Origin of the sequence: Actinoplanes sp. URMC 104 (assembly GCF_051386375.1) — a bacterium.
In the GTDB taxonomy this organism is placed as follows: Bacteria; Actinomycetota; Actinomycetes; order Mycobacteriales; family Micromonosporaceae; genus Actinoplanes.
On the sequence record NZ_JBPQTO010000002.1, the window covers coordinates 565,426 to 588,958 of the forward strand.

General features: G+C 73.8%; 22 protein-coding genes. 11 read left to right on the forward strand and 11 right to left on the reverse strand.

The features are described from left to right. Positions 1-54 precede the first annotated feature (54 nt). The gene (locus ACSNN8_RS03590; RefSeq protein ID WP_436646944.1) at positions 55-918 is read right to left on the reverse strand and encodes a S66 peptidase family protein; all 864 of its coding nucleotides are present in this window, start codon (positions 916-918) and stop codon (positions 55-57) included. Between the two features lie 116 nt (positions 919-1,034). Between ACSNN8_RS03590 and ACSNN8_RS03595 the strand changes: the two genes are divergently transcribed. The 4 genes from ACSNN8_RS03595 to ACSNN8_RS03610 all read left to right on the forward strand — a co-directional run bounded on the left by ACSNN8_RS03595 (position 1,035) and on the right by ACSNN8_RS03610 (position 3,038). Next, positions 1,035-1,619: a cysteine hydrolase family protein gene (locus tag ACSNN8_RS03595; protein WP_436646945.1), complete on the forward strand. Its 585-nt coding sequence runs from the start codon at positions 1,035-1,037 to the stop codon at positions 1,617-1,619. Positions 1,620-1,626: 7 nt separating this feature from the next. Next, entirely contained in the window at positions 1,627-2,508 is an 882-nt protein-coding gene (locus ACSNN8_RS03600) for a GlxA family transcriptional regulator (RefSeq protein ID WP_436646946.1), read from the forward strand. Then, a complete protein-coding gene (locus ACSNN8_RS03605) occupies positions 2,501-2,725 on the forward strand; it encodes a hypothetical protein (RefSeq protein ID WP_436646947.1) in 225 nt (74 codons plus the stop codon). The genes ACSNN8_RS03600 and ACSNN8_RS03605 overlap by 8 nt, the downstream gene beginning before the upstream one ends. 82 nt (positions 2,726-2,807) lie before the next feature. Next, positions 2,808-3,038 (forward strand): hypothetical protein, encoded by a 231-nt coding sequence (locus ACSNN8_RS03610; RefSeq protein WP_436646948.1) that lies wholly within the window; start codon positions 2,808-2,810, stop codon positions 3,036-3,038. On the opposite strand, the gene ACSNN8_RS03615 is transcribed toward ACSNN8_RS03610, so the two are convergent. Further along, positions 3,035-3,613, reverse strand: a complete 579-nt coding sequence (locus ACSNN8_RS03615) for a TetR/AcrR family transcriptional regulator (protein ID WP_436646949.1) — start codon at positions 3,611-3,613, stop codon at positions 3,035-3,037. The two genes, ACSNN8_RS03610 and ACSNN8_RS03615, sit on opposite strands and share 4 nt — an antisense overlap. Before the next feature lie 65 nt (positions 3,614-3,678). Here ACSNN8_RS03615 and ACSNN8_RS03620 point away from each other — a divergent pair, with 65 nt between their 5' ends. Beyond that, positions 3,679-4,572 (forward strand): oxidoreductase, encoded by an 894-nt coding sequence (locus tag ACSNN8_RS03620; RefSeq protein ID WP_436646950.1) that lies wholly within the window; start codon positions 3,679-3,681, stop codon positions 4,570-4,572. Between the two features lie 112 nt (positions 4,573-4,684). Here the strand turns inward: ACSNN8_RS03620 and ACSNN8_RS03625 are convergent, their stop codons facing one another. The 5 genes from ACSNN8_RS03625 to ACSNN8_RS03645 all read right to left on the reverse strand — a co-directional run bounded on the left by ACSNN8_RS03625 (position 4,685) and on the right by ACSNN8_RS03645 (position 11,706). After that, positions 4,685-5,611 carry a sugar kinase gene (locus ACSNN8_RS03625; protein WP_436646951.1) on the reverse strand — a complete coding sequence of 309 codons (927 nt, stop codon included), beginning with the start codon at positions 5,609-5,611 and terminating at the stop codon, positions 4,685-4,687. Continuing rightward, positions 5,608-6,252, reverse strand: coding sequence for a bifunctional 4-hydroxy-2-oxoglutarate aldolase/2-dehydro-3-deoxy-phosphogluconate aldolase (locus ACSNN8_RS03630; protein WP_436646952.1), 645 nt, complete (start codon positions 6,250-6,252; stop codon positions 5,608-5,610). The genes ACSNN8_RS03625 and ACSNN8_RS03630 overlap by 4 nt, the downstream gene beginning before the upstream one ends. Next, on the reverse strand, positions 6,242-6,853 hold the full coding sequence (locus tag ACSNN8_RS03635) for a hypothetical protein (RefSeq protein WP_436646953.1): 612 nt from the start codon (positions 6,851-6,853) through the stop codon (positions 6,242-6,244). Before ACSNN8_RS03635 ends, ACSNN8_RS03630 begins: the two co-directional genes overlap by 11 nt. A gap of 76 nt (positions 6,854-6,929) precedes the next feature. Further along, the gene (locus ACSNN8_RS03640) at positions 6,930-9,965 is read right to left on the reverse strand and encodes an AfsR/SARP family transcriptional regulator (RefSeq protein ID WP_436646954.1); all 3,036 of its coding nucleotides are present in this window, start codon (positions 9,963-9,965) and stop codon (positions 6,930-6,932) included. A gap of 697 nt (positions 9,966-10,662) precedes the next feature. Beyond that, the gene (locus ACSNN8_RS03645; protein ID WP_436646955.1) at positions 10,663-11,706 is read right to left on the reverse strand and encodes a class I SAM-dependent methyltransferase; all 1,044 of its coding nucleotides are present in this window, start codon (positions 11,704-11,706) and stop codon (positions 10,663-10,665) included. A gap of 83 nt (positions 11,707-11,789) precedes the next feature. Here ACSNN8_RS03645 and ACSNN8_RS03650 point away from each other — a divergent pair, with 83 nt between their 5' ends. Next, on the forward strand, positions 11,790-12,695 hold the full coding sequence (locus tag ACSNN8_RS03650; protein ID WP_436646956.1) for an NADP-dependent oxidoreductase: 906 nt from the start codon (positions 11,790-11,792) through the stop codon (positions 12,693-12,695). Here the strand turns inward: ACSNN8_RS03650 and ACSNN8_RS03655 are convergent. Then, positions 12,679-13,587: a GntR family transcriptional regulator gene (locus ACSNN8_RS03655; protein ID WP_436646957.1), complete on the reverse strand. Its 909-nt coding sequence runs from the start codon at positions 13,585-13,587 to the stop codon at positions 12,679-12,681. The two genes, ACSNN8_RS03650 and ACSNN8_RS03655, sit on opposite strands and share 17 nt — an antisense overlap. Before the next feature lie 58 nt (positions 13,588-13,645). Between ACSNN8_RS03655 and ACSNN8_RS03660 the strand changes: the two genes are divergently transcribed. The 3 genes from ACSNN8_RS03660 to ACSNN8_RS03670 all read left to right on the forward strand — a co-directional run bounded on the left by ACSNN8_RS03660 (position 13,646) and on the right by ACSNN8_RS03670 (position 16,491). Further along, positions 13,646-14,839, forward strand: coding sequence for an FAD-dependent monooxygenase (locus ACSNN8_RS03660; RefSeq protein ID WP_436646958.1), 1,194 nt, complete (start codon positions 13,646-13,648; stop codon positions 14,837-14,839). Positions 14,840-14,976: 137 nt separating this feature from the next. Next, positions 14,977-15,552, forward strand: coding sequence for a hypothetical protein (locus ACSNN8_RS03665; protein ID WP_436646959.1), 576 nt, complete (start codon positions 14,977-14,979; stop codon positions 15,550-15,552). A gap of 123 nt (positions 15,553-15,675) precedes the next feature. Continuing rightward, entirely contained in the window at positions 15,676-16,491 is an 816-nt protein-coding gene (locus ACSNN8_RS03670) for an NmrA family NAD(P)-binding protein (RefSeq protein ID WP_436646960.1), read from the forward strand. 73 nt (positions 16,492-16,564) lie between these two features. Here ACSNN8_RS03670 and ACSNN8_RS03675 read toward each other — a convergent pair whose 3' ends face one another. After that, positions 16,565-18,838 (reverse strand): putative bifunctional diguanylate cyclase/phosphodiesterase, encoded by a 2,274-nt coding sequence (locus ACSNN8_RS03675; RefSeq protein WP_436649394.1) that lies wholly within the window; start codon positions 18,836-18,838, stop codon positions 16,565-16,567. Between the two features lie 196 nt (positions 18,839-19,034). Here ACSNN8_RS03675 and ACSNN8_RS03680 point away from each other — a divergent pair, with 196 nt between their 5' ends. Together ACSNN8_RS03680 and ACSNN8_RS03685 are read left to right on the forward strand one after the other, a co-directional pair. Further along, entirely contained in the window at positions 19,035-21,086 is a 2,052-nt protein-coding gene (locus ACSNN8_RS03680) for an N-acetylmuramoyl-L-alanine amidase (protein ID WP_436646961.1), read from the forward strand. A 40-nt stretch (positions 21,087-21,126) separates the two neighbouring features. Continuing rightward, positions 21,127-21,492 carry a VOC family protein gene (locus ACSNN8_RS03685; protein WP_436646962.1) on the forward strand — a complete coding sequence of 122 codons (366 nt, stop codon included), beginning with the start codon at positions 21,127-21,129 and terminating at the stop codon, positions 21,490-21,492. Positions 21,493-21,523: 31 nt separating this feature from the next. Here ACSNN8_RS03685 and ACSNN8_RS03690 read toward each other — a convergent pair whose 3' ends face one another. Both ACSNN8_RS03690 and ACSNN8_RS03695 read right to left on the reverse strand, forming a co-directional pair. Beyond that, positions 21,524-21,769, reverse strand: coding sequence for a hypothetical protein (locus ACSNN8_RS03690; RefSeq protein ID WP_436646963.1), 246 nt, complete (start codon positions 21,767-21,769; stop codon positions 21,524-21,526). Continuing rightward, a complete protein-coding gene (locus ACSNN8_RS03695) occupies positions 21,766-23,451 on the reverse strand; it encodes a glycoside hydrolase family 13 protein (protein ID WP_436646964.1) in 1,686 nt (561 codons plus the stop codon). The genes ACSNN8_RS03690 and ACSNN8_RS03695 overlap by 4 nt, the downstream gene beginning before the upstream one ends. Positions 23,452-23,533 lie beyond the last annotated feature (82 nt).

Genomic DNA, 23,533 nt, shown 5'->3' on the forward strand with positions numbered 1-23,533 from the left:
GCGGATCGTGTCATTGCACCGACGAACACCGCAGGCGCGGAATCGACAACGCCGTCAGGAAACCGCGGATTCGATCGTCAGGGTGCCTGCCTGCGCGTCGAGGAACGCGGGGGTGCCGACCGGGATGGCCTCGCGGCCGACGGGCAAGCCGCCGAGGATCGGCACGCCCAGCGGCGCAAGCCGCTCCCGCAGCACGTCCAGCACCGGGCCGGGGCCGCACTCGGTGTACCGGCCGATCGCCACTCCGCGAACGCCCTTGAGCCGCCCGGTGCGCTCCAGCATGGTCAGCTGCCGGTCGATCTGCTCGGCCCGCAGCCCGTACGCCTCGAGCAGCAGGATCGCCCCGTGCAGGCTCGGCAGCACCCAGCCCGCGGCGGTCGCGATCTGCTCCTGGTCGCCGCCGAGCAGCACGCCGGCCGCCTGCCCGCTCGTGGTCAGCTCCGCGGTGTGCGAGTCGGGCTCGCTGCGCAGCACCACGGGCTCGGTGCCGAAGGCCGCGGCCGCGAACGACTCGTCCGGGCGGCCGTAGATGCCGGCCAGCCCGGAGCGCTCCCAGAACGCCAGGTGCAGGATCGTGCAGTCGCGGCCGACCAGCAGCGTCGGCAGGTGCGCGGCGGTGGAGAAGTCCAGGTCGTCGGCGATCCGGTGGGCGCCCGTGCCACCGCCGACGTCGACGATCGCCTTGACCGACAGGTCGCGCAGGGCCTGGTCGATGTCGCGGATCCGGTCCGCCTCGGCCGCCGGGTCGAGCGCGCTCGGACCGACCGACACCCGCAGGCCCAGGCTCTCCAGCCGGCGGGCCGTGGCGTCGACGTCCGCCCGCGCGGGCGGGCCCGTCGGCGACACCAGTCGCACGTGGTCGCCGGCGCGCAACCGCGGCGGCCGGACGACATCGACATACTCGTATGCGCTCTGCACAAGCGCATTATCTCGTCGGTTGCGCCGCCGCGCCTCGGGCGAGCGACCGGATCGTTCCGGCTCCGGGCGCGATGGTGCCTTCCGCATCCGGGGGCGTACGGCGAAAAATCGTCCGCATGACCACCGCGCTCCTCGTCATCGACGTCCAGGAATCGTTCCGGCAGCGACCGCTCTGGCGGACCCTGAACAACCCCGGCCTCATCCCGAACGTGAACCGCCTCGTGGAGGCCGCCCGGGCCGCCGGCGACCGGGTCGTCTGGGTGCTGCACGCCGAGCCGGGCACCGGCAACCTGTTCGACCCCGAGACCGGGCACGTGCACGTCATCGACGAGCTCGAGCCCGCCAAGGACGACCACGTCGTCGTCAAGACCTCGCACAACGCGTTCAGCACGACCAACCTGCAGCAGTACCTCACCGCGGCCGGGGTCACCGCCGTGACCGTCTGCGGGCTGCGCACCGAGCAGTGCGTGGAGACCACCGCCCGGGTGGCCTCCGACTTCGGCTACGAGGTCACCTTCGTCACCGACGCCACCGGGACGTTCCCGATCCCGCACTGGACGGCGCCGGCCGGCCAGAGCGTCCAGGAGCTGCTCGCCGACCCGCGTACGCTGGCGGCGGCGGACGTGGTGGCCCGCACCGAGTACGCGCTGGCCGGCCGGTTCGCCGCCGTGCGGACCGTGGACGACTATCTGGGGGAGTGACCGGATCGTGCACCGGGTGGTGTTCGTGCTGGCCCCGCAGGTGCACCTGCTCGACCTGGCCGGCCCGGCGCAGGTGTTCTCCACCGCGCCGGGCTACCGCCTCGACTACGTGGCCGAGACCCCGTCCGTGCCGTCCTGGCAGGGCGTGCGGCTGCAGGCGTCGGTCGAGTGGCCGGCGCTGCGCCCGGACGACCTGGTCGTGGTGCCCGGCTGGCGCGACGGGTTCGGCCCCGTCGGCCCCGCGCTGCTGCGGCGGATCGCCGCGCACCACGCCGCGGGCGGCACGGTCGCCAGCGTCTGCTCGGGCGCCGAGGCGCTGGGCCGCGCCGGCCTGCTCGACGGGCGCCGCTGCACCACCCACCACGACCTGCAGGACCGGCTCACGCGCGACCATCCGCGCGCCATCGTCGTCCGGGACGTGCTCTACGTCAGCGACGAGCGGGTGGTGACCTCCGCCGGGATCGCGAGCGGCATCGACCTCGCGCTGCACCTGGTCGCGCAGCGGCACGGGCCCGCGGTCGCCGCCCGGGTGGCGCGCGAGATGGTCGTCTACGCCCGCCGCAACGGCCACGAGCAGCAGGCCTCGGCGATGCTGCGCTACCGCGGGCACCTCAGCGACGTGGTGCACCGGGTGCAGGACCGCATCGATTCCGAGTTCACCACCCCGCTGCCGCTGGGCGACCTCGCCTCGGCAGCGGGGGTCAGCGAGCGGACCCTGACCCGGCTCTTCGAGGCGGCGACCGGCCAGACCCCGCTGCGCTACCAGCAGCGGCTGCGGGTCGAGCGCGCCGAATACCTGATCGGCCACGGCACGACGGTGGAGGCGGCGGCCCGCGCGGTCGGCTTCAGCGACGCCCGCATGCTGCGCCGCCTGCGCGCCCGTGTCTGATCGACCCGCGCTGCGCTGCGTGCTCCTCGACCTCGACGACACCCTGCTCGACCACCGGGGCGCGGTCGCCGACGCCCTCGACCGCCACGACCTCGACGTCGTGCCCGCGCGCGCGGCCGGTCTGCGCGCGATCCACCTGGACCGCCACGGTGCCGGGCCGCTGGACGAGCCCGAACGGGTCACCACCCTCACCGCGGTGATGACGCGGCCGGCGTAGTCGGACGCTTCTCACATCCGCTGGTTGCCCGCCGATGGTTGGGGTACAAATTGTTGGCGTGGCAACGGACGGGAGCAGGGGCATGGCGAAGGACGCCGCGGGGCGTGGACGGGTGCGGCAGTGGTTCCACGAGACGTTCGACGACTGGTGGTTCCGGTCGCTGATCGGCCCGGCCCAGACTCAGAACGCCGTGCAAGGCTGCGACGAGCAGGCGCGCGAGCAGTGGAAGCGCGACCTCGAGAACCGCAAGCGCTACACCCGTGAGCAGCGCGAACGCAAGCGCCTGGCCCGCGAGGCCGGCCAGCAGCGCTAGCGCGGGCCGGCCCCGCGCAGGAACTGGTCGACCGCGGTCTCGACGAGGCCGTCCAGCAGCTCCGGCTCGACCAGGCCGCCGTTGAGCAGCGCGGCGATGCCCTGCATCGTGGCGAACATGACGACGCCGATCCGCCCGGGATCGCCCGCGGCCAGCCTGCCCTCCGCCTGCCCCTGCACGATCAGGTCGTTCATCAGCGCGAACGCGGGCTCGGCCGCCGCCGCGACCCGCTCGGCGCCCGGGCGGTGCTTGCCCGTGAACATCAGCTCGAGCAGCGCCGCGTCCTCGGTGGCGAAGCGGATGTACGCCCCCACGACCGCCTCGACGCGCGGCACGTAGTCGGGTGTCGCGGCCGCGGCGCGCAGCTCGGCGTGCAGCCGCTCGAACCCCGCCTCGGCGAGCGCGTCGAGCAGCGCCTGCCGATCCGGGAAGTGGCGCCGCGGCGCGGCATGGCTGACGCCCAGCTCGCGGGCCAGCTCCCGCAGCGAGAGCTGCTCGACCCCCTGCTCGCGCAGGCTCTTCTCCGCCGCGTCGAGCAGCGCGGATCGCAATTGACCATGGTGGTAGGGCGGCACGGGCCGATCCTAGCCGCTCTTTGTTGCCATTGACGACATTGTTGTCGCCGCCTACATTGTTGCTCATGACAACATCAACGTTCGGCAAGGGCCACACGGCCATCGTCACCGGTGCCAACAGCGGGATCGGGCGGGCCGCCGCCCGGGCGCTCGCGGCCCGGGGAGCACGGGTTGTGCTGGCCGTCCGCGACCTCGCCAAGGGTCGCGAGGCGGCCGCCACCATGAGCGGCGACGTGCACGTACGCCACCTCGACCTGGCCGACCTCGCCTCGGTGCGCGCGTTCGCGGACGAGCACGACGGGCCGCTCGACCTGCTCGTCAACAATGCGGGCGTGATGGTGCCGCCGCTGAGCCGGACCGCCGACGGGTTCGAGCTGCAGTTCGGCACCAACCACCTGGGGCACTTCGCGCTGACGAACCTGCTGCTGCCGCGCATCCGGCAGCGCGTGGTCACCGTCTCGTCGACCGGGCACCGGGCCGGCACGATCGACTTCGACGACCTGAACTGGGAGCGCCGCCGCTACCGCCCGATGGCCGCGTACGGGCAGTCGAAGCTCGCCAACCTGCTGTTCACGGCCGAGCTGCAGCGCCGGCTCACCGAGGCGGGCTCGCCCGTGCTGGCGACCGCCGCCCATCCCGGCCTCGCGGCCACGAACCTGCTGCGCCGGCCGGACCGCCCCGCCTGGATCATGGCCATCCAGCACGGCTTCGTGAACCTGATCGCCCAGAGCGACGAGGGCGGCGCGCGGCCAACCCTCTACGCGGCGCTGGCCGACGTGCCGGGCAACAGCTTTGCCGGGCCGAGCGGTTTCCTCGAGGGGCGCGGCGCTCCGAAGCTGGTCGGCCGGTCCAGGGCCGCCCGCGACGACGCCGTGGCCCGCCGCCTGTGGACGGTGTCGGAGCAGCTCACCGGCGTCCGCTTCCCGCTGAGCAAGATCACCGGAAAGACGGCCGGATAGGACCGGTGAGCGGCGCCCGGGTTGGGCTGATCACCGGCGGCCGGTCAGCGGCGCACGAGCGGGCTGGTCACCGGCGAGCCGATCGGGCCGGTGTCAGCGGCGTGCGGGCTGGTCAGCGGCGGACGTCGGCGCCGGACAGGGACGCCAGCTCGGCGCGGGTGGGGGCGCCCTCGCAGTCGCCGGGCACGGTCACGGCGAAGGCGCCGGCGGCGATCGCGGTGGTCAGCCGGTCGGCGGCGGCCGCGCCGGCCAGCCGGTCGGCGAGGTAGCCCGCGACGAACGCATCCCCCGCGCCCACCGGGTCGACCACGGTGACGGGCAGCGCCGGCACCTCGTAGCGCTTGCCCTCGATCAGCGCGACGCAGCCGCGGCCGCCGTCCTTGACCACCACCTCGGCCGGGCCCAGCTCGGCCAGCGCGGCGGGCACGTCGCCGTCGTCGACGAACAGCGCCGCCTCCTCGGGCGAGGCGAAGACCACGTCGGCGCGCGACACCAGGTCGCGCAGCACGGGCGCGGCGTCGAAGCGGCTCCACAGCTTGGCGCGGTAGTTGACGTCGACCGAGACGGGCACCCCGGCAGCCCGCGCGGTCTCGACCGACTGGAACACCGCGGCCCGCGCGGTCTCGCTGAGCGCCGGCGTGATGCCGGTGACGTGCACGATCGAGGCGGCCGTGAGCTCGGCGGCGGGCACGTCGGCGGGCGAGAGCCGTGAGCCCGCGCTGCCCGCCCGGTGATAGTCGACCTGGGTGAACTCGCCGGACCGCCGGTGGCGCACCATGAGGCCGGTGAACGACTCGTCGGTGATCGCGAGGGTCCGTACGCCCGAAGCGGCTATCCGGCCGGCGATCAGGGCTCCCGTCGCGTCGGGCCCCACCCGGCCCAGCCACGTCGCCTCGCCGCCGAGGCGGGCCACGCCGATCGCGACGTTGCTCTCGGCGCCGCCGATGCCGAACGAGAAGCTCCTGGCGTGCGCCAGCGGGCCGATCCCGTCGGCGGCGACCAGGCCCATCGTCTCACCGAAGGTGAGCAGGCCCGTCATGAGCGGGCGAAGGAGACCGCGCTGACCGCGTGCCGCGCGCGGGCGGCCAGGGCCGTGAGGCTGCCGCCGGCGACCGCGTCGCCGACGAGCGGGCTGCCGACGCCGACCGCCTTGGCGCCCGCGAACAGCCAGTCGGCGATGTCCTCGATCTTGACGCCGCCGGTGGGCATGACCCGGATCTGCGGCAGCGGGGCGCGCACGTCGCGCAGGAAGCGCGGGCCGAGACCGGCCGCGGGGAACAGCTTGACCAGCGCGGCGCCGGCCTGGTGGGCCGCGTACATCTCGGTGGGGGTGGACGTGCCGGGGATGAACGGCACCGGGGAGTTGCGGACGAGCTCGGCGTCGAAGACGGGCGACACCAGGAACTCGGCGCCGGCGTCGACCGCGGCCTTCACGTCGGCGGAGGTCAGCACGGTGCCGGCGCCGACCGCCACGGAGGCGGGCAGCTGGCGGCGCAGACCGGCCAGCGCCTCGAGCGCGCCCGCCGAGGTCAGCGTCACCTCGAGCGCGGTGATGCCGTTGTCGACCAGCACGTTGGCGACGGTGGCGAAGTAGTCGGCCGTGGGGGCGCGCAGGATCGCGACGATCCCGCTGCGGACCACGGCGGCGGACACGGAGTCGAGGGGGCTCTCATCGGTCACGACCTAGATCCTGCCCGACTTCGGCCAGTCCATCCAGAGGCTCGGTGCGTGCGGGTCGTCTCAGCAGGGCCCGCGCCCGGCCGCGCAGGTCGGCGTCGGCCGCCACGGGCTGCGCCGGCGGGGTAGCCTCGATCCGCAACTCGTCCCGGACCGCCGCCTCGAACTCCTGCATGACCAGCGGAACCTGGGTCAGCAGCTCGCGGAAGTGCGTCTGCGGCTCGACCCCGATCACGGCCGCCGGGTTCATCTCGCCGTGCAGCTTCTGCAAAAGGACGTGCACGGCGAGCGCGGCGCTGCGCACCGGGCCGGAGGCGAGCAGCCGCACCCGCATCAGCGCGGGCGCCACGTCGTCGAGGTAGACCAGCGCGGGCACCGGCTTCTCCCCGGCGTCGTACGCGGCCCGCAGCCGGTAGGTGTCGCGCTCGAAGACGGCGAGCAGAGCCACGTACGCGGCCTTGCGCTCCTCGTACCACCGCCGGGTGCGCTTGCGGCGGCTGCTCAGGTAGTCGTTGCGGGCCGACGCGAACTGCACCGCAGCGGCTCCGGCCAGGGCGAACACGGCGGCGACGAGGGGCAGCCCCCACCACGGGATCTCAGACACGCGCTAACGGTAGCGACGCCGCGGGCGACGGGCCCGGCGCGTCCTGCTTTCGTGACCGGGCGGCGACCAAAGCCACCTATCCGGCCAACCGGGACAGCGCAGCGTCGATCGCCCGTGACGCTTCGTCGTGCACCTGGGCCGGCGACAGCAGCGCGCCCCGCCGCCGCAGCGCCGCCACCGGGCCCGCGCCGAGCCGTTCGGCGGCCGCCGAGCGGGCCCGGTCGAGGCGGGCGCGCTCGGCCGGGTAGACGTCCGCGACCGGCAGCGCGGCGTCCACCAGTACGGCCGTCTCGTCCGCGCCGACCCGCACGAGCAGGACGACGAGGTTGCGCAACGCCGCCGTACGGAGGGTGTCGTTGCCCACCCGCCGCCACAGCGTCAGCACGTCGCGGAACGCGGCCAGCGCCGCCGCCGGATCGCCGTGCCGGCTGCGGATCGCGACCGCCGCCGTCTCGGCCGCGCCCAGGAACAGGCGGTCGTCGACGCTCGCGGCCAGCTTCGCGGCCTCGGTCAGCAAGTCGAGCGCCCGGTCCGGGTCGGTGTCGCCGAGGGCCTCCCCCAGCCCGTAGAGCGCCTCGGCCCGCGCGCTCGGGTTGCCGATCGCCCCGGCAAGCTCCACAGCGGACTCCGCGGCCGCCACGGCCTGCGCGGTCCGGCCCGCGTACGCGCAGACGAGCGCCTCCCCCGTCAGGCCGGAGACGCGGTGCACCGGCTCGTCGCCCATCGCGCGGTAGTGCGCCAGGGCCGTGTCCGGGTCGCAGGAGACGAGCGCCACGTCGCCGAGCACCTCGTGGACGGGGTCGCTGGGCGGGTCCGCCGCCGCCGCGAGCGACCGCGCCTCGGCCAGGTCGCCGCGGCCCCAGGCGTGCGTGGCTGCCGCGGCCAGCGCGTCGGGGTTCCTGGTGGCGTGCCGGCCCCATGCCAGCACCTCGTACTGCTGGCAGCGGTAGCCGTACCGGTAGAGCGCGGCCGCCAGCTGCTCGCGCAGGCCGGGGCCGACGCGGGCCGCGGCCAGCCGCAGGTCGGGCAGCAGCTCGTCGAGCTCCCGCACGGCGGCGGCCTGCGCCGGCCCGCGCAGTTCCCGGTCGAGCCGGCGGGCGGCCGCGAGCATCGTCTCGCCGTGCCTGCGGAACAGCGCCGCCCGGTCGTCGGCGGGCTGCCGGGCCGCGTACGCCCGGACCGTCTCGAGAAGGCGGAACCGCCCCGGGCCGTGGCGCGCCACCAACGACCGGTCGACCAGCCCCGCCAGCTCGGCCGCCACCGCCCGCCGCGGCACCACCCCGTCGCCGTCCCCGACCACCGCTTGGCCCGCGACCACCGCCTCGGCCTGGCCTGCAGCTCCGTCCGCGACCACTGCCTCCGCCTGGGCCGCCGCTCCGTCCGCGACCACCGCCTCCGCCTGGGCCGCCGCTCCGTCCGCGACCACCGCCTCCGCCTGGGCCACCGCTTCGTCCGCGACCACCGCCTCCGCCTGGGCCACCGTGAATGCTCCCGCGAACGCGGACAGCCGGCACAGCACGGTGCGCGCCCGTGGCTCGAGCAAGCTGAACGACCACGCCACCACCGCGCGCAGCGTCCGGTGCCGCGCCGAGCCCGTACGCCGCCCCCGGTCGAGCAGGTCGAGCCGGTCGTCCAGCCGTTCGCGCAGCTCCGCGACGCCCAGCGCGGACGCCTGCGTGGCCGCCAGCTCGATCGCCAACGGCAGACGATCCAGCCGCCGTACGATCTCCGCCACGTCCGCCGGGTCCGCCGGCACCTGCGCCCTCTCCCGGAACAGCCGGGCCGCGTCCGCCGGCGGCAGCGGACCGAGGTCGAGGACGCGCTCGCCGTCCGTCCGCAGCCTCTCCTGGCTCGTCACGACGACGCGCACGCCGCGCATCGCCTCGACCACCGCCGCGGCCGGCTCCAGAACGTGCTCGCAGTTGTCCAGGACGACGACCGAGTACGCCCGGGCCTGCCGCGCGATCATCGCGAGCGCGTCGTCGAGCGGCCCCACCCGCGCCCCCACGCCCACCGCCACCGCCGCCACGAAGTCCTCCGCCGCCACGTCGGCCGCGTCCACCCACGCCACCCGCGCCCCCGCCCGCACCGTCTCCGCGACGAGCCGGGTCTTGCCCACCCCGCCCGGCCCCGTGACCGTCACCAGCCCCCGCTGCGCCACCATCTCCGCCAGCCTGCGCTGCTCGGCGTCCCGGCCCAGGAACGACGAGAAGCGAAGCGGCACCCGCCGCCCACCGGCCGCCGCCTGCCCGGCCCTTGCCGGCTCGCCGCGGAGCAGCTCGACCTGCAGCAGCCGTACGCTCTCCGACGGGTCGATCCCCAGCCGTTCCACCACCGCGTCCGCGTGCCGCCTCAGCGCCTCGAGCGCCTCTCCTCGCTGCCCGCTCCTGGCCAGCGCCTTCGCCAGCACCTCGGCGCCGCGCTCCCAGCACGGGTCCGCCACCGCCGCCTCGCGCAGCTCATCCACCGCCCGCTCGAACTCGTTCCCTCCCCCGCGTGCCGCTGGTTCCGCCTCCCCAGGGCTCTGCATACGCACGCCGGTCCCGTGCGGGCTCTCCATCCGCACGCCGTCACCCCCGGGCGGGCTCTCGAGCAGCACGCCGTCACCCCCGGGCGGGTTCTCCAGACGCACACCGGCCCCGGGCGGGCTCTCCAGGAGCGCGCGCACCCAGCGCGCCAGGGCGTCGCGGTGCAGGCCGGCGAGCCGTTCCGCCATACCCCGGAACGGCTCTCCCTCGAACTCCGGCAACGGCGCCCCACGCCACAGGCGTAGCGCAGCCTCGACCTGGCCGTCGCGCAGCAGATCCTCGAACCGCAGCACGTCGACGTCCGCCCGCGCCACGGACAGGCAGTAGCTCGCCGGCCCGAGCGCCACCAGCCCCGAAGCCCCGCCGAGCGCCGCCCGCAGACGGGCCACATGCGACTGCAGGCTGTTGCGCGCCGAGGCCGGCGGCCCGTCCGGCCAGAGCGCGTCCATCAGCGTCGCAACGCTCACCGGCCGCCCAGCGTGCAGCGCGAGCAGGGCCAGCACGGTGCGCTGGCTCCCGCCGTGCACCTCCACCGGCCCGTGGTCGCCGCTCACTTCGAACGGCCCGAGCATCCGGACGAGCACGCGCCGACCCTACGGCCACCGGCCTGCCGAGCGCCCCGAGCAGCCGAAATCCGACAGCCCGCCGGCCTTCACGTCCGCCCGCAGCCCGGCCCGGCGACCGTCACGTCCGCCCGCAGCCCGTCGCGCCCACCCGCAGCCCTGCCCGTAGGCCCACGAGCCGGCCCACCCTGCGGCCAACAGCCGGCTGCCCCGCCGGCACGCCTCAGCCAGCGGCTCGCCTGTCGGCACACAACCGGCCCACCAGCCAGCCCACCCGCCCTGGGGGCCACCACCCTACGCCGGGCGGGCCGCCGCAACCGCGTTTTCCACAGCCCGCCCCATCAGCCAGCTCACCCGCCCTGGGGGGGCCACCACCTACGCCGGGCGGGCCGCCGCGACCGCGGTTCTACAGCCCGCCCCATCAGCCAGCCCACCCGCCCTGGGGGCCACCACCCTACGCCGGGCAGGCCGCCGCAACCGCGTTCTCCACAGCCCGCCCCACCAGCCAGCCCACCCGCCCTGGGGGCCACCACCCTACGCAGAGCGGGCCGCCGCAACCGCGTTCTCCACAGCCCGCCCCACCAGCCAGCCCACCCGCCCTGGGGGCCACCACCCTACGCAGGGCCGGGGCTGCGCCGACCGAGTTTTCCACAGCCCGCCCCACCACGGATCGCGTTGTCCACAGGCGACGCCCACCGACAGCACGGGCGCCGGGCCGTCACCGCAGCCGGTAGAACCGCCAGAAGTCGTTGGGGATGTCCAGCACTTCGGGCTTTTCGTAGCCGGCCGACCGCGCCCACTCGAGCAGCGTCGGCGCGCGCAGGATCGTGCCGTTGGCGATCACCGGCTGTTCGGCGCGGGTCGCCGGCAGGCAGTGCAGCACGCTGAACGCGTACTGGAGCCTCTCGATCTCCGAGGCGGGCGCCGTGAACGTGTCCTCGACGCGTTCGTCGCCGATGAACACGGTGCCGCCGGGGGCCAGCCGCCCGCGGGCGGCGCGCAGCACGCCGACGGGGTCGCCCATGTCGTGCAGCGCCTCGAAGATCGTGACGAGGTCGTACTCTCCGTCCACATCGGCCGCGTCGCCGAGGGTGAAGCTAACGCGGTCGGCGACACCGGCTGTGGCGGCCGCCGCGCGCGCCTCCTTGATCGAGGCCGGGTCGAGGTCGATCCCGCGCACGGTGATGGCCGGGTACGCCAGGGCCAGCGCCACCGAGGACCGGCCGGTGCCGCACCCCAGGTCGAGCACCCGCGCGCCCGGCACGGCCCGCAGCCGCGACTCGATCTCGGGCACGGCGGGCAGCCATTCCGCGGTGAGCAGGTGGTCGAACATCGGACGGTTGAACGCCGCGATGCCGTGCCGGATGTGCTTGCCGTAATCGGCGTACGGAACACCAGCGCCGGTGCGGAACGCCTCGGCCACACGCGGCGTGAGCAGACCCAGCCCGACCGCGAACTCCCCCGCCGTACCGAGGAAGTGAGGTCCGCCCTCGTCGAGCAGCACGTCGCTCGCGCCGGCGGCGAGCGCGAAACGACCGTCCTCGACCGTCAGGAAACCGGCGGCGGCCTGCTGTTCGAGCCACTCCCGGGCGTACCGCTCGTCGATCCCGGCCGTCTTCGCAAGCTCGCCGGCGTCCGCGGGCCGGTCCCGCAGCGCCGCGTAGAGGCCCAGCTCACGGCCGAGCTCGACGGTGAACAGCTCGGCTGCCCCGATCAGCGCGGCCAGCAGCCGCTCGCTCAAGTTCTGTGCGTCAGTTGTCATGCCGACCACCGTGGACCGCCCCGCGTGCAGCGCGCGTGCAGCGCCCTTGACCTCAACCGGGGTTGAGCTTGCAGGCTCGTCTCATGAGAGCTGCGGTGTTCGACAGGTTCGGTCCGCCGGAGGTGCTGCACGTCGTGCACGTCCCCGATCCGGAGCCGGCGCCGGGCGAGGTACGCGTACGGGTGCTGGCGGCCGGTGTCCAGCCGTTCGACGTCGCGGTGCGCCAGGGGCTCATGCCGTGGGCCGAGGTGCACTTCCCGCAGACGATCGGGCAGGAGTACGCCGGTGTGGTCGAGGCGCTGGGAGAGGGCGTACGGGACCTGGCCGTCGGCGACGCGGTGCTCGGCTCGACCATGCTCAACGGCGCCGCCGAGCGAGTGTGCGTACGCGCCGGGACCGTCGTCCGCAAGCCCGCCGGCCTCGGCTTTCCCGCCGCCGCGGCCCTGGTCGCCGCGTCGCAGACGGCGAGCGGCGCGCTGCTGGAGCTGGGTGTCGACGCGGGCGACGTGCTGCTGGTGCACGCGGCCGCGGGCAGCGTCGGAACCGTGGCCACCCAGCTCGCGCGGCTCGCGGGCGCGACGGTGATCGGCTCGGCGAGCCCCGGCAACCACGACCGCGTACGGCGGCAGGGCGCGATCCCGGTGACCTACGGCGCCGGGCTGGTGCGGGACGTCCGCGAGCTCGGCCTGCAGCCGACCGTGGCGCTCGACGCGGCCGGCGCGGAGGCGATCGCCCAGTCGGTGGAGCTGGGCATCGCCGCGGACCGGATCGGCACGATCGTCGACGACGAGGCCGCGGAGAAGCACGGCGTACGGGTCGTGCGGGCCGGCCGCGATCCCCGGCGTCTCGCCGAAGTGGTCGCCCTGGCCGCGCGGGGCAAGGTGGTGCTGCCCGTGCAGGCGTTCCCGCTCGCCGAGATCGCCGAGGCGCACCGGGCGGTCGAGTCGCGGCACAGCCACGGCAAGGTCGTGCTCATCCTGGAGCCCTGACGTCCACCAGCAGGCTGAGCCCGTCGAGCAGGCGGGCCAGGCCGAACTCGAACAGCTTGTCCAGCCCGAAGTCGAACCCGTGCTCGGTGAGCTCGCGGAAGTGCTCCAGCGCACCGGAGTCGATCAGACCGGCGAGCGAGCCTGCCTGCGTCTGCAGCCACTGCTCGTTGGTCATCCCGGTCTCGCGGATCGCCTCGTTCTCGATCTCCAGGGCGCCCGCGAGCCCGCGCACGAACGTGAACAGCATGATCTGGGCGTACATCCGGTCGCTGACGGTCAGCGAGGTGGTGTCGAACGCCTTGAGCACCCACTCGCTGAGCAGCACCCCGTTCGGTGCGAGCTGCGGCCGGGTCAGCGACATCGACGGGCCGAGCCACGGGTGGCGCTGGAAGGCCGCCCACTGCTCACGGGCGCACAGCTCGAGGGCCACCCGCCAGTCCGGCGGCGGGCGCCGGGGCAGCCGGATCGCGCCGATCGCCACGTCGATCATGCCGATGACCAGCTCGTCGCGGCCGGCCACGTGCCGGTAGAGCGCCATCGTGGCCACGCCCAGCTCGGCGGCGAGCCGGCGCATCGTGAGCTCGGCCATCCCGTGCTCGTCGGCGAACGCCACCGCGGTCCGGACGATGCGGTCCCGGCTCAGCTCGTGCTCGCGGCGCGGCAGCGACCCGGCGACGACCGTGCCGACCCCGGGCCGCGGCAGGGTCAGCCCCTGCTCGCGCAGGGTGGCGTGCGCCTTGGTCGCGGTGGCGATCGCGACGCCCCACTCGCGGGTGATCGCCCGCGCGGACGGGACCCGGTCGCCGGGCTGCAGCTCCCCCGACTCGATGCGGCGGCGGATCTCCGCCACGATCCTGCGGTACGGCGCCGTACTAGTACGCTCACTCGCCATCCCGGCACTGTACTAGCGCGAATTGCAGTCCTAGTACATCGCGGGACACCGTACGCAGATGCGCATCCTCATCTCCGGCGGCGGGATCGCCGGCCCCGCCCTCGCCTGGTGGCTGCACCGCGCCGGCGCCTCCGTGACCATCGTCGAGCGGGCCCCCGCGCCCCGTCCCGGCGGCCACGCCGTCGACATCCGCGGGGTGGCCCGCACCGTCGTCGAGCGGATGGGCCTGATGCCCGCCGTGCACGCGAACCGCGTCGACGAGCGCGGCTGGGCCCTGGTCGACGACCGCGGCCGCCGCCTGGCGGCGATGCCCGCCGACCTGTTCGGCGGCGAGGGCGTCGTCGCCGAGATCGAGATCGCCCGCGGTGACCTGAGCCGCCTGCTGCTCGACGCCACCACGTCCTTCGTGGACTACCGCTTCGGCGAGCACGTCACCGCCCTGGCCCAGGATCCGGGCGGCGTCGACGTCACGTTCGCGAGCGGCAGCACCGAGCGCTTCGACTTCGTGGTCGGCGCCGACGGGGTCCGCTCCGGCGTCCGCGCGCTCGCCTTCGGGCCGCACGGCGACTTCGTCCGTCCGCTCGGCGGCTACCACGCCCTGTTCAGCGTGCCCGACCCCGGCGATCTCGAGAACTGGTTCCTGATGTTCAACGCGCCCGGCGGCCGGGTGGCCGGGCTGCGACCCGAGCGGGCCGGCACCGCCAAGGCGTACCTGAGCTTCCGCTGCTCCGACCGCCTCGGCCGCCTCGACCGCGCCGCGCAGATCCGCCTGCTGACCGACCGTTTCGCGGGCGCCGGCTGGCGCGTCCCCTCGCTGCTGGCCGCCCTGCCCGGCGCGGACGACCTCTACTTCGACTCGCTCGACCAGGTGTACGTCGACCGCTGGCACCGCGGCCGGGTGGTGCTGCTCGGCGACGCCGGCTACTGCGGTTCGCCGCTGGCCGGCCTGGGCACCAGCCTGGCCCTGGTCGGCGCGTACGTCCTGGCCGGCGAGCTGGCCGAGTCGCCCCCGGAGGCCTTCGCCGCCTACCAGTCCGCGATGGCCGCGTACGTCGCCGACGGCACCCGGCTGCCACCCGGCGGCATGGCCGCCGCCGCTCCGCGCTCCCGGCTGATGATCCGCATGCGGGCGCTGTCGATGCGCTCGATGGGGCACTGGCCGATGCGGCAGTTGCTGGCCAGGCAGTTCGGCAAGGCCGACGCGATCACGCTGAAGCCGTACCCGTCGCTGGCCCCCGCCCGCAAAGGCTGATCATCCGGTCTCCACCGACGTGGGCCGTCGGTCAACCGGCGCCGAGCCAGGCCATCGAGCCTGCGGAGATCAGAGGCGTACAGTGCGGAGCCGCTCGTGATCGAATGCCGGGTGGCCGGAAACCTCGAGGAGCCACGATGCCGAGTTCGTCCCGTCGATGGGCACCCACGGTGACCGCTGCCCTGGCGGTCCTGGCCACCGCGCCCGGGTGCAGCGCCGCGTCCACCGCCGACGAGATGCCGCAGCCGCTGACCGACGAGCAGGCAGGCGCGGCATGCCGGCGCGAACTTACCGAACTCAACGGCGAGATCGCCGACCGGCTCGAGCAGCGGTTCGTGGCCCGCGACCGTGACGGGCAGATCCGCGTCTACGTCTCCGAACCCGACGAGCGGATCAGCACCTGTCGGCTCGGCGCTTCCGGGGTGGAGGAGACGTTCGCCTCGAGGACGGACGACGGGCCGCACGACCGGATCATCTTCTACGGCGGGGCCGACGCGGTGTTGAAGGCTCATCTGCTGATCGGGCGCCTGCCCGCCAAGGCGACCTCGATCACGGCGTCACTGCCGTCCGGCGCCACGCTCACCGGCTCGACCGACCGTGACCTGTTCCTGATCTGGGCGCCGGGCGTCGCGGTCGACGGCGCCCGGCTGACCGCACGCGCCAAGGACGGTACGACGATCACCACCGCGACAGCCCCCGGCTTGGGCACCTGAATGCTGGTCCCAACGCGTTGATCCTCAACAGGGAGGGCGTTGCCGTACCGCACGAGGACTCGATTCGTCCAGCGGGTCCGATCGTGCCCTGGCGCGGGCCGCCGTGCGGCCTATCGTGGGGCGATGCGCATCATCGTGCTGGGGGCGACGGGCAACGTCGGCGGCGAGGTGACGGCCCAGGCGGCCGCGCTCGGGCATGACGTCCGCGCGGTGGCCCGACACCGTCCCGCCGACCTGTCGGCCGGGGTCACCTTCGTGCCCGGCGACCTGAACGACGCCACGTCGTACGCGGACGCCTTGACCGGCGCGGATGCCCTGTTCACCCTGCCCGGGTACGCCGGGCTCGCGGACACGCTGGCGTCCGTGTCCAAAGTGGTGCTGTTGTCGTCGTCCGCCGCCCCGAGCGGCCGCAAGGACAACGCCGTCGCCAAGTACATGATCGAGTCGGAGGAGACGGTCCGCGGCAGCAGCGTCCAGTGGACCTTCCTGCGGCCCAACGCCTTCATGTCCAATGCGCTGCGCTGGCTGCCGCAGCTCCGCGAGGGCGACGTGATCCGCGAGGCGTTCGGCGACGTGCCGCTGTCCGTGGTCCATCCCGCCGACCTGGCCGCGGTTGCCGTCGCCGCTCTGACCGAGGACCGGCACGACGGCCAGGCGTACCGGCTCAGCGGTCCCGAGACGTTGTCCACCGGGGAACGGGTCCGGATGCTCGGCGACGCGATCGGCCGCGACCTCACCTTCGAGGCGCTGCCCGACGACGTGGCTCGGGCGGAGATGCTCAAGGACACCCCCCAGCCGTACGTGGACGCGTTCTTCCAGTTCTACCGCGAGGGCCTGATCGACGAGACCACCGTGCAGCACACGTTCGAGCAGGTGATGGGCCGCCCGCCGCGCACCTTCGCGGACTGGCTCGCGGGCAACGCGGACCGGTTCCGCTGACCATCGCCGACATGCGGCACCGGCCGGGCATGCGGGTCGGGGCGTCGGTCGGAGTGGCCCGTGCCGGCCGCCGTCAGGCGGAGACCTTCGGCGTGAGCCAGTGGGTCAGGTTCTCCGGGCGGTCGGCCTTGCCGTAGAACCAGCCCTGGATCAGGTCGCAGGCCTGGTTGCGCAGCCAGTCGCGCTGCTCGGGGGTCTCGACGCCCTCGGCCACGACCCGGTGGCCCATGGCGTGGGTCATGGCGAGCACCGCGCGGACGATCGGCTCGTCGGCGCCGTCGGCGATGCGCGAGACGAAGGAGCGGTCGATCTTCACGATGCCGATGGGGAGCCGCTGCAGGTAGCTGAGCGACGAGTAGCCGGTGCCGAAGTCGTCGATGCAGAGGGTGACGCCCAGGGCGTGCAGGGCGTTCAGGGTGAGCAGCGTCGCCTCGATGTCCTCCATGACGCCGGACTCGGTGATCTCGAGCCACAGCGACGACGGCGGCAGCCCGGTGTCGCGGAGGACCTCGTCCACGATGCGTACGAGCGAGCCGTCGCGCAGCTGGCGCACGGCCACGTTGACCGACATGTGCAGCGGACGGGCGGTCGGTCCCCGTACGGCGGACCATTCCACCAACTGTCGTGCCGATTCCCGCAGCAGCCATTCGCCCATCTCGACGATCATGCCGGTCTCCTCGGCTACCGGGATGAACTCGGCGGGGCTCACGAACCCGAGCTGCGGCGACTGCCAGCGCATGAGGGCCTCGAACCCGTCCAGCTCCTCGGTGGCGACGTCGACGATGGGCTGGAAGTGCACGGCCAGCTCGCCGCGCTCGGCGGCGCCGCGCAGGGCCTGCTCCAGGTGGACCCGCTCGCGCACCCGTTCCCGCAGCGACGAGTCGAACAGGGCGACGGCGTTGCGGCCGGACCCCTTGGCCTTGTACATGGCGGTGTCGGCGTCGCGGATCAGCTCGAGGGCGTGCGCGCCGCCGTGCGACCTCGCGACGCCGATCGACGCGGAGATGACGACGTCGCCCACCGACAGCGGGAACGGGCGGGCGAAGTCCTCGATCAGGCGGTCGGCCAGCGACTCGGCCAGCCGCGAGTGCGACGGGCTGGCCAGCGCGATCACGAACTCGTCGCCGCCGATGCGGGAGACCAGGTCGCCGGCGCGCACCTGGGCGGACAGCCGGTCGGCCACGGCGCAGAGCAGCTCGTCGCCGACCTTGTGGCCCCAGTGGTCGTTGACCATCTTGAACCGGTCGAGGTCGATGAACAGCAGGCTGATGTCGAGCCCGTCGGCCTGCTCGGCCCAGCGGCTCACGGTCTCCGACAGCAGCTCGCGGTTGGGCAGGTCGGTGAGGGCGTCGTGGGTGGCGCGGCGGCGGCTGGCCTGCTCGGCGCGCGCCCGGGAGTTGTTGGAGCGGACGACGCGGGCCAGCACGGCGAGGATCAGCAGCACGCTGAGCGTCGCCCGGACCAGGTCGCTGGCGAACCCGCTTCGCGGCATCATCGAGGTCACCGCGGTCGGCACGGCGACCACCAGCCCGATCACGATGAGACGGCGACGGCTGAGGTCCCGTACGACGATTTGTTGTGGTTCGGTCAGCGTCCGCATCGACGGGTGCAGCGCCGCGGCCGGAACCGTCACGAGCATGAGCGCGAACATCGAGTCGAAGGTCTGCTCGGCGACGTCGATCAGCTGAGCGTTGTGCAGCGTGTAGAGCAGGTCGCCGACGAACATCGCGGTCGCCGAGACCACCAGCAGCCAGAGCGAGGGCTGGCGTACGCCGCCGGCCAGCATCAGCTGGGCGATCAGCACGAGCAGCACGACGTCGATGACCGGGAAGCACGCGTCGACGATCCGCAGCAGGTCCATCCCCGAGCCCGCCACGGCCGGCGCCATCACGAACGTCCACGTGAGGAACGCGCCGGCCAGCCCGACGAGCAGCGCGTCGACCTGCGCGGGATCGTCGTCGGCGGCGCGGCGACGGCGCAGCATCAGCGCGAAGGAGGTCCCGATGCAGACGTACGCGGGCAGGACGAGCGCGTCCGGGATCAGCATCATCTTCGTGGGCGGGGACGTGTCGGTCGACGGCACGGCCACCCGCACCACGGTCGCGGCCACGAAGAGGTACGCGGCGGTCCGCAGGTAGCGCCACGGGCCCCGCTCGGCGGGCGGCAGGTGCCGGCGCGGGCCGACGTGCAGCGCGGCAAGGCCCAGCGCCATGATCAGGATGAACGCGACACCCTGGACCGCCGGAGGCGCGAGGGTCTGCACCGCCAGCAACGGCACCGCGAGGGCCAGGTAGAGGCCCAAGCCGAGCACGCCCTTGCGGGGGCGCGCCGGGGCGCCGGCGTCCATTCGGGTCACGTCATCCCATCGGCAGGGTCAGCCGCGTCTTTAAACAAGCGGACCGATCGACGACACGCCGGACGTTCGGCCAGATCGCGGCGCTTTTCGGCCGATATGCCCCGCTTGTTTTCGGATTCCCGGGACGGGCGTACGCGGGAGCGGCAAGGTGGCACACGGCCGACCGACCAGCACCATGGGGGGACACGTGCACCGGAATCGGACGAGAATTTCTGCTGCCGTCGCGCTGCTGACGATGATCGCGGGCGGAGGGAGCGTCCCTGCGGCGGAGGCGACCACGGGCGCCGCCGCGGCGACGGACCCGGCGTTGCAGACGATCACGCTGACCGGGGTCGCCGGGCGGGCCGCGACGACGCTCAGGCCGTTCAGCCTGCTCGGCGTCACCTGGGCCGACCCGCGCGCGACCGTCGACGGCGTGGTGCAGGTGCGCACCCGCGCGATCGGCACCGGCCGGTGGACGCCGTGGCGGACGCTCGAGACCGACGGTCGCGCTCCCGCGGACGTACGCGGTTCGTCCGACCCGCTGTGGGTCGGCCCTTCCGACGGCATCGAGACCCGCGTGCGCGGCGCCCGCCGCCCGCTCCCCGCCGGCCTGCGCGTGGACCTGATCAACCCCGATACGCCCCAGCCCGCGAACCGCCGAACCGCGAACAACCGCGCAACCGTGGAAGAGCGCGCGACCGGGGGAAGGCGCGCCACCGCGCAAGAACATGCATCGGCACGGAGGGCCGTCCCGCTGCCGGCCCGGCCGGTCCCCCGCATGCTGACCAGGGCGGCGTGGGGAGCCAACGAGGCGATCGTCCAGGGCGCGCCCGAATACACCGGGCCCACCCAGGTCTTCTTCGTGCACCACACCGCGAGCGGCAACGACTACAGCTGTGCGCAGTCGGCGAGCATCGTGCGGGGCATCCAGGCCTATCAGGTGCGCAGCCGCGGCTGGGACGACGTCGGCTACAACTTCCTGATCGACAAGTGCGGCACGGTCTTCGAGGGCCGCAAGGGCGGCGTGGGCCGCACCGTGCTGGGCGCGCACACGCTGGGCTTCAACGCCGACGCGAGCAGCATCGCGGTGATCGGCAACTACGGCGGCGTGCGGGTCACGCCCCGGGTCCGGACGATGATCGCCGCCGTGGCCGCCTACAAGCTGGGGGCGTACGGCAACGCGCCGGCCGGCCGCGTGGTGCTCACCTCCGGCGGGGGCAACCGGTTCCCGCAGGGGCGCAGGGTGACGCTGTGGCGCATCGCGGGCCACCGCGACGCCGGGCTCACCGCCTGCCCGGGCAACGCCCTCTACGCGCAGCTCCCGTCGATCCGCGCGATCGCGGGCGGCGCGCCCACCGGGGTGCACGTGCTGCGCATGCCGGGCGCGGCGCTCGCGGGCAAGCTGTACTTCACCAAGGGCCTGATCCGGCCGGTCTGGACCACCAGCACGCCGAGCGCGCTGATCAACCGTTTCGAGGTGTGGGTCGACGGCGTGCTGCGGGTCGCCACGCCCGGCAGCAACCGCACCGCGGCGATCCGGCTCGCGCCGGGCAGCCACTCCGTCACCGTCCGGGCGCTGCACCTGTCGGGCCGGTCGACGACCGTCAGCAGCCGGGTCGTCTCGGACGCGAGCGCGCCGATCTTCCGGCGCAGGCCCGACCTGGGGCTGCGGCCGGGCACGGTGAGCGGCGCCGCGGTGCCGATGCACCTCGACTGGAACGTGGGCGACAACGTGGCGCTGGGCTCGGTGGGCCTGGTGCGGCCGGTCGCCGGAAACCTGGGCACCGCGATCCGTACGCGCGACGTCGGCGCGCCGGCGAACCGGGCAACGACCTTCACGGTGCGCGCCACCGACCGGGCCGGCAACGCGGTGAGCGCGTCGGTCACCCGTACGCCCTGGGTCGTCTCGGAGGTCTCCGCCCAGCGCTCCGGAACGTGGCACACCCTGCGCAACCCGTCGTATCTCGGTGGCACGGCCGTCGGCGGCAGCACCGCTGGGGCGAGCGCGACGTGGCGGTTCAGCGGCACCTCGGCCGGGCTCGTGCTGAGCCGGGGACCGCGGGCGGGGCGGATCGGCGTGTTCCTCGACGGCCGCCCGCAGGGGATGGTCGACCTGCGCTCGTCCGCGCCGCAGCCGCGCCGGGTGGTGTGGTCGCGCTGGTGGCCGCAGGCCGGCGAGCACACCGTGCGGGTCGTGGTCGAGGGCACCAGCGGCCGCCCGGGGGTGGCGCTCGACGGGCTGGTCTATCTCAAGTAACTGGCAGAAGGTGTCAGCCTCTGCGGGGAGGATCGCGTCCATGACTGGATTCGCAACACTGGCGATGATCAACCTGGACGCGTCCGACCCCGCGGGGCAGGCACGCTTCTACGCCGGCGTGCTGGGCTGGGAGGTCCTGCACAGCCAGGACGAGTACGCGATGATCGGCGACGGCTCGACGAGCATCGGCTTCGGGCAGGTGCCCGGCTACTCGGCGCCGGGGTGGCCGCAGGAGAGCGCGCCCAAGCGCTACCACCTCGACTTCTACGTCGACGACCTGGACAAGGCCGAGCAGCAGGCGCTCGCGCTGGGCGCCACCAAGCCCGGCGAGCAGCCGAATCCCGACCGCTGGCGGGTGCTGCTCGACCCGGACGGCCACCCGTTCGACCTGTGCCTCAAGAGTTAGGCAGACACGGCCCGGCCCGCGCCGCCGGCGTTCAGTCGCGCGGCGGCGGGTCGGGCATGGCCTTGTAGAGCTGCCGTGCCGCCTCCACGTGCTCGTCGATCAGCCGTTCGACGTCGGCGGCGATCTCGTCGGGGGTGCGGTCCGACCGGGCGTGCAGCAGCACGGCGTACGCCAGCAGGTCCATGTCCTCCGGGTTGAGCGGCAGGTCGAAGCGCCGGACGAACGGCGTCAGCACCGCGGCCGCGTGCCTCAGCTCGCCGGCGGTCGGCTCGCTCATCGCCGGTAGACGACGGCCTGCCACGGCTGCAGGGTCCAGTCGTCCGGCGGCTTGGGCAGGTTGTTCAGCAGCAGCTCGGCGCCCGACCAGTCGTCGCCCAGGTCGGCTCGCACCGGCTCGCCCGAGAAGTTGCCGACCACCAGGAGCTCGGTGGCACCGAGGCGGCGGGTGAACGCGTACAGCTGCTCGTGGTCGGGCAGCAGCATGGTGAAGTCGCCGTCGACGACCGCGGGCTCGGTGTGGCGCAGCTCGATCAGCCGGCGGTAGTAGTGGTAGACCGAGTCGGGGTCGGCGTGGGCGGCCTCGGCGTTGATCTCGACGTGGTTGGGGTTGACCGCAAGCCACGGCGTGCCGGTGGTGAAGCCGGCGTGCGGCGACGCGTCCCACTGCATCGGGGTGCGGGCGTTGTCGCGGCCCCGGGCGCGCAGCACGGTCAGCACCTCCTCGGGCGTACGGCCCTCCTGGTCGAGCGCCTGCGCGTACTGCCCGAGCGCCTCGATGTCGCGGAAGTCCTCGATCGTGCGGAACGGGTAGTTGGTCATGCCGAGCTCTTCGCCCTGATAGATGTACGGCGTCCCGCGGTGCAGGTGCAGCACGGTGCCGAGCATCTTGGCGGACGCGACCCGGTGGGCGGCGCTGTCGTCGCCGTAGCGCGAGACGACCCGCGGCTGGTCGTGGTTGTTCCAGTAGAGGCTGTTCCAGCCCACCTCGGCGAGCCCGGCCTGCCACCGGTGGAAGATGCCCTTGAGCTTGGTCAGCCGCAGCGGCTCGAGCCGCCACGGGTCGTCGCCGCGGTCGGCCCACACGTGGTCGAACTGGAACACCATGTCGACCTCGCCCCGCTCCGGGTCGGTGAACAGCTTGGCCTCGTCGACGGTGACGCCGGGCATCTCGCCCACGGTCAGCAGCGCGTCGCGGCCGGCGAACACCTCGGCGTGCATCTCCTGCAGGAACTCGTGCAGCCGCGGGCCGCCGACGAAACCGGGCGAGCCGTCCCCGTACGCGGATCCGGCGGTCACCCGTCCGTCGGCCAGCGGCAGCACCTTGGAGATCATGTTGATGACGTCCATGCGGAAGCCGTCGATGCCCCGGTCGAGCCACCAGTTCATCATCGCGTAGACCGCCTGGCGGACCGCGGGGTTCTCCCAGTTGAGGTCGGGCTGCTTCGTGGAGAACAGGTGCAGGTAGTACTCGCCGCTGCTCTCGTCGAACTCCCAGGCCGAGCCGCCGAACACCGACCCCCAGTTGGTCGGCTCGGCGCCCGGCGCGCCCGGCTGCATGCCCTCGCGGGCGGGCCGCCACCAGTACCAGTCGCGCTTGGGGCTGTCCTTGCCCGACCGGCTCTCGACGAACCACGGGTGCTCGTCGGAGGAGTGGTTCACGACCAGGTCCATGATGAGCTTCATGCCGCGCTCGTGGACCCCGGCGAGCAGCTCGTCGAACGTCGCGAGGTCGCCGAAGACCGGCTCGATGTCCTGGTAGTCGCTGATGTCGTAGCCGTTGTCGTCCTGCGGCGAGGGGTAGATCGGCGACAGCCAGATCACGTCGACGCCGAGGCCGGCCAGGTGGTCGAGGTGGTCGATGATCCCGCGCAGGTCGCCCATGCCGTCGCCGTCGGCGTCCGCGAAGCTCCGCGGGTAGATCTGGTACACGACCGCGCTCTTCCACCACAGATCCGTCATGGGTCTTCTCTAACACGAGAACGGGGACGCCATCGGCTGGGCATACTAAGCACGTGTTAACTGCCGGAAAGGGCGATTTGTC

Excerpts from the sequence above, each read along its gene's own strand:
- ACSNN8_RS03660 (WP_436646958.1), top strand. The coding sequence starts at position 13,646 with ATGCGCATCCTCATCTCCGGCGGCGGGATCGCCGGCCCCGCCCTCGCC.
- ACSNN8_RS03675 (WP_436649394.1), bottom strand. The coding sequence starts at position 18,838 with ATGGACGCCGGCGCCCCGGCGCGCCCCCGCAAGGGCGTGCTCGGCTTG.
- ACSNN8_RS03620 (WP_436646950.1), top strand. The coding sequence starts at position 3,679 with ATGACAACATCAACGTTCGGCAAGGGCCACACGGCCATCGTCACCGGT.
- ACSNN8_RS03695 (WP_436646964.1), bottom strand. The coding sequence starts at position 23,451 with ATGACGGATCTGTGGTGGAAGAGCGCGGTCGTGTACCAGATCTACCCG.
- ACSNN8_RS03690 (WP_436646963.1), bottom strand. The coding sequence starts at position 21,769 with ATGAGCGAGCCGACCGCCGGCGAGCTGAGGCACGCGGCCGCGGTGCTG.
- ACSNN8_RS03595 (WP_436646945.1), top strand. The coding sequence starts at position 1,035 with ATGACCACCGCGCTCCTCGTCATCGACGTCCAGGAATCGTTCCGGCAG.
- ACSNN8_RS03645 (WP_436646955.1), bottom strand. The coding sequence starts at position 11,706 with ATGACAACTGACGCACAGAACTTGAGCGAGCGGCTGCTGGCCGCGCTG.
- ACSNN8_RS03665 (WP_436646959.1), top strand. The coding sequence starts at position 14,977 with ATGCCGAGTTCGTCCCGTCGATGGGCACCCACGGTGACCGCTGCCCTG.
- ACSNN8_RS03670 (WP_436646960.1), top strand. The coding sequence starts at position 15,676 with ATGCGCATCATCGTGCTGGGGGCGACGGGCAACGTCGGCGGCGAGGTG.
- ACSNN8_RS03625 (WP_436646951.1), bottom strand. The coding sequence starts at position 5,611 with ATGACGGGCCTGCTCACCTTCGGTGAGACGATGGGCCTGGTCGCCGCC.
- ACSNN8_RS03655 (WP_436646957.1), bottom strand. The coding sequence starts at position 13,587 with ATGGCGAGTGAGCGTACTAGTACGGCGCCGTACCGCAGGATCGTGGCG.
- ACSNN8_RS03650 (WP_436646956.1), top strand. The coding sequence starts at position 11,790 with ATGAGAGCTGCGGTGTTCGACAGGTTCGGTCCGCCGGAGGTGCTGCAC.
- ACSNN8_RS03685 (WP_436646962.1), top strand. The coding sequence starts at position 21,127 with ATGACTGGATTCGCAACACTGGCGATGATCAACCTGGACGCGTCCGAC.
- ACSNN8_RS03610 (WP_436646948.1), top strand. The coding sequence starts at position 2,808 with ATGGCGAAGGACGCCGCGGGGCGTGGACGGGTGCGGCAGTGGTTCCAC.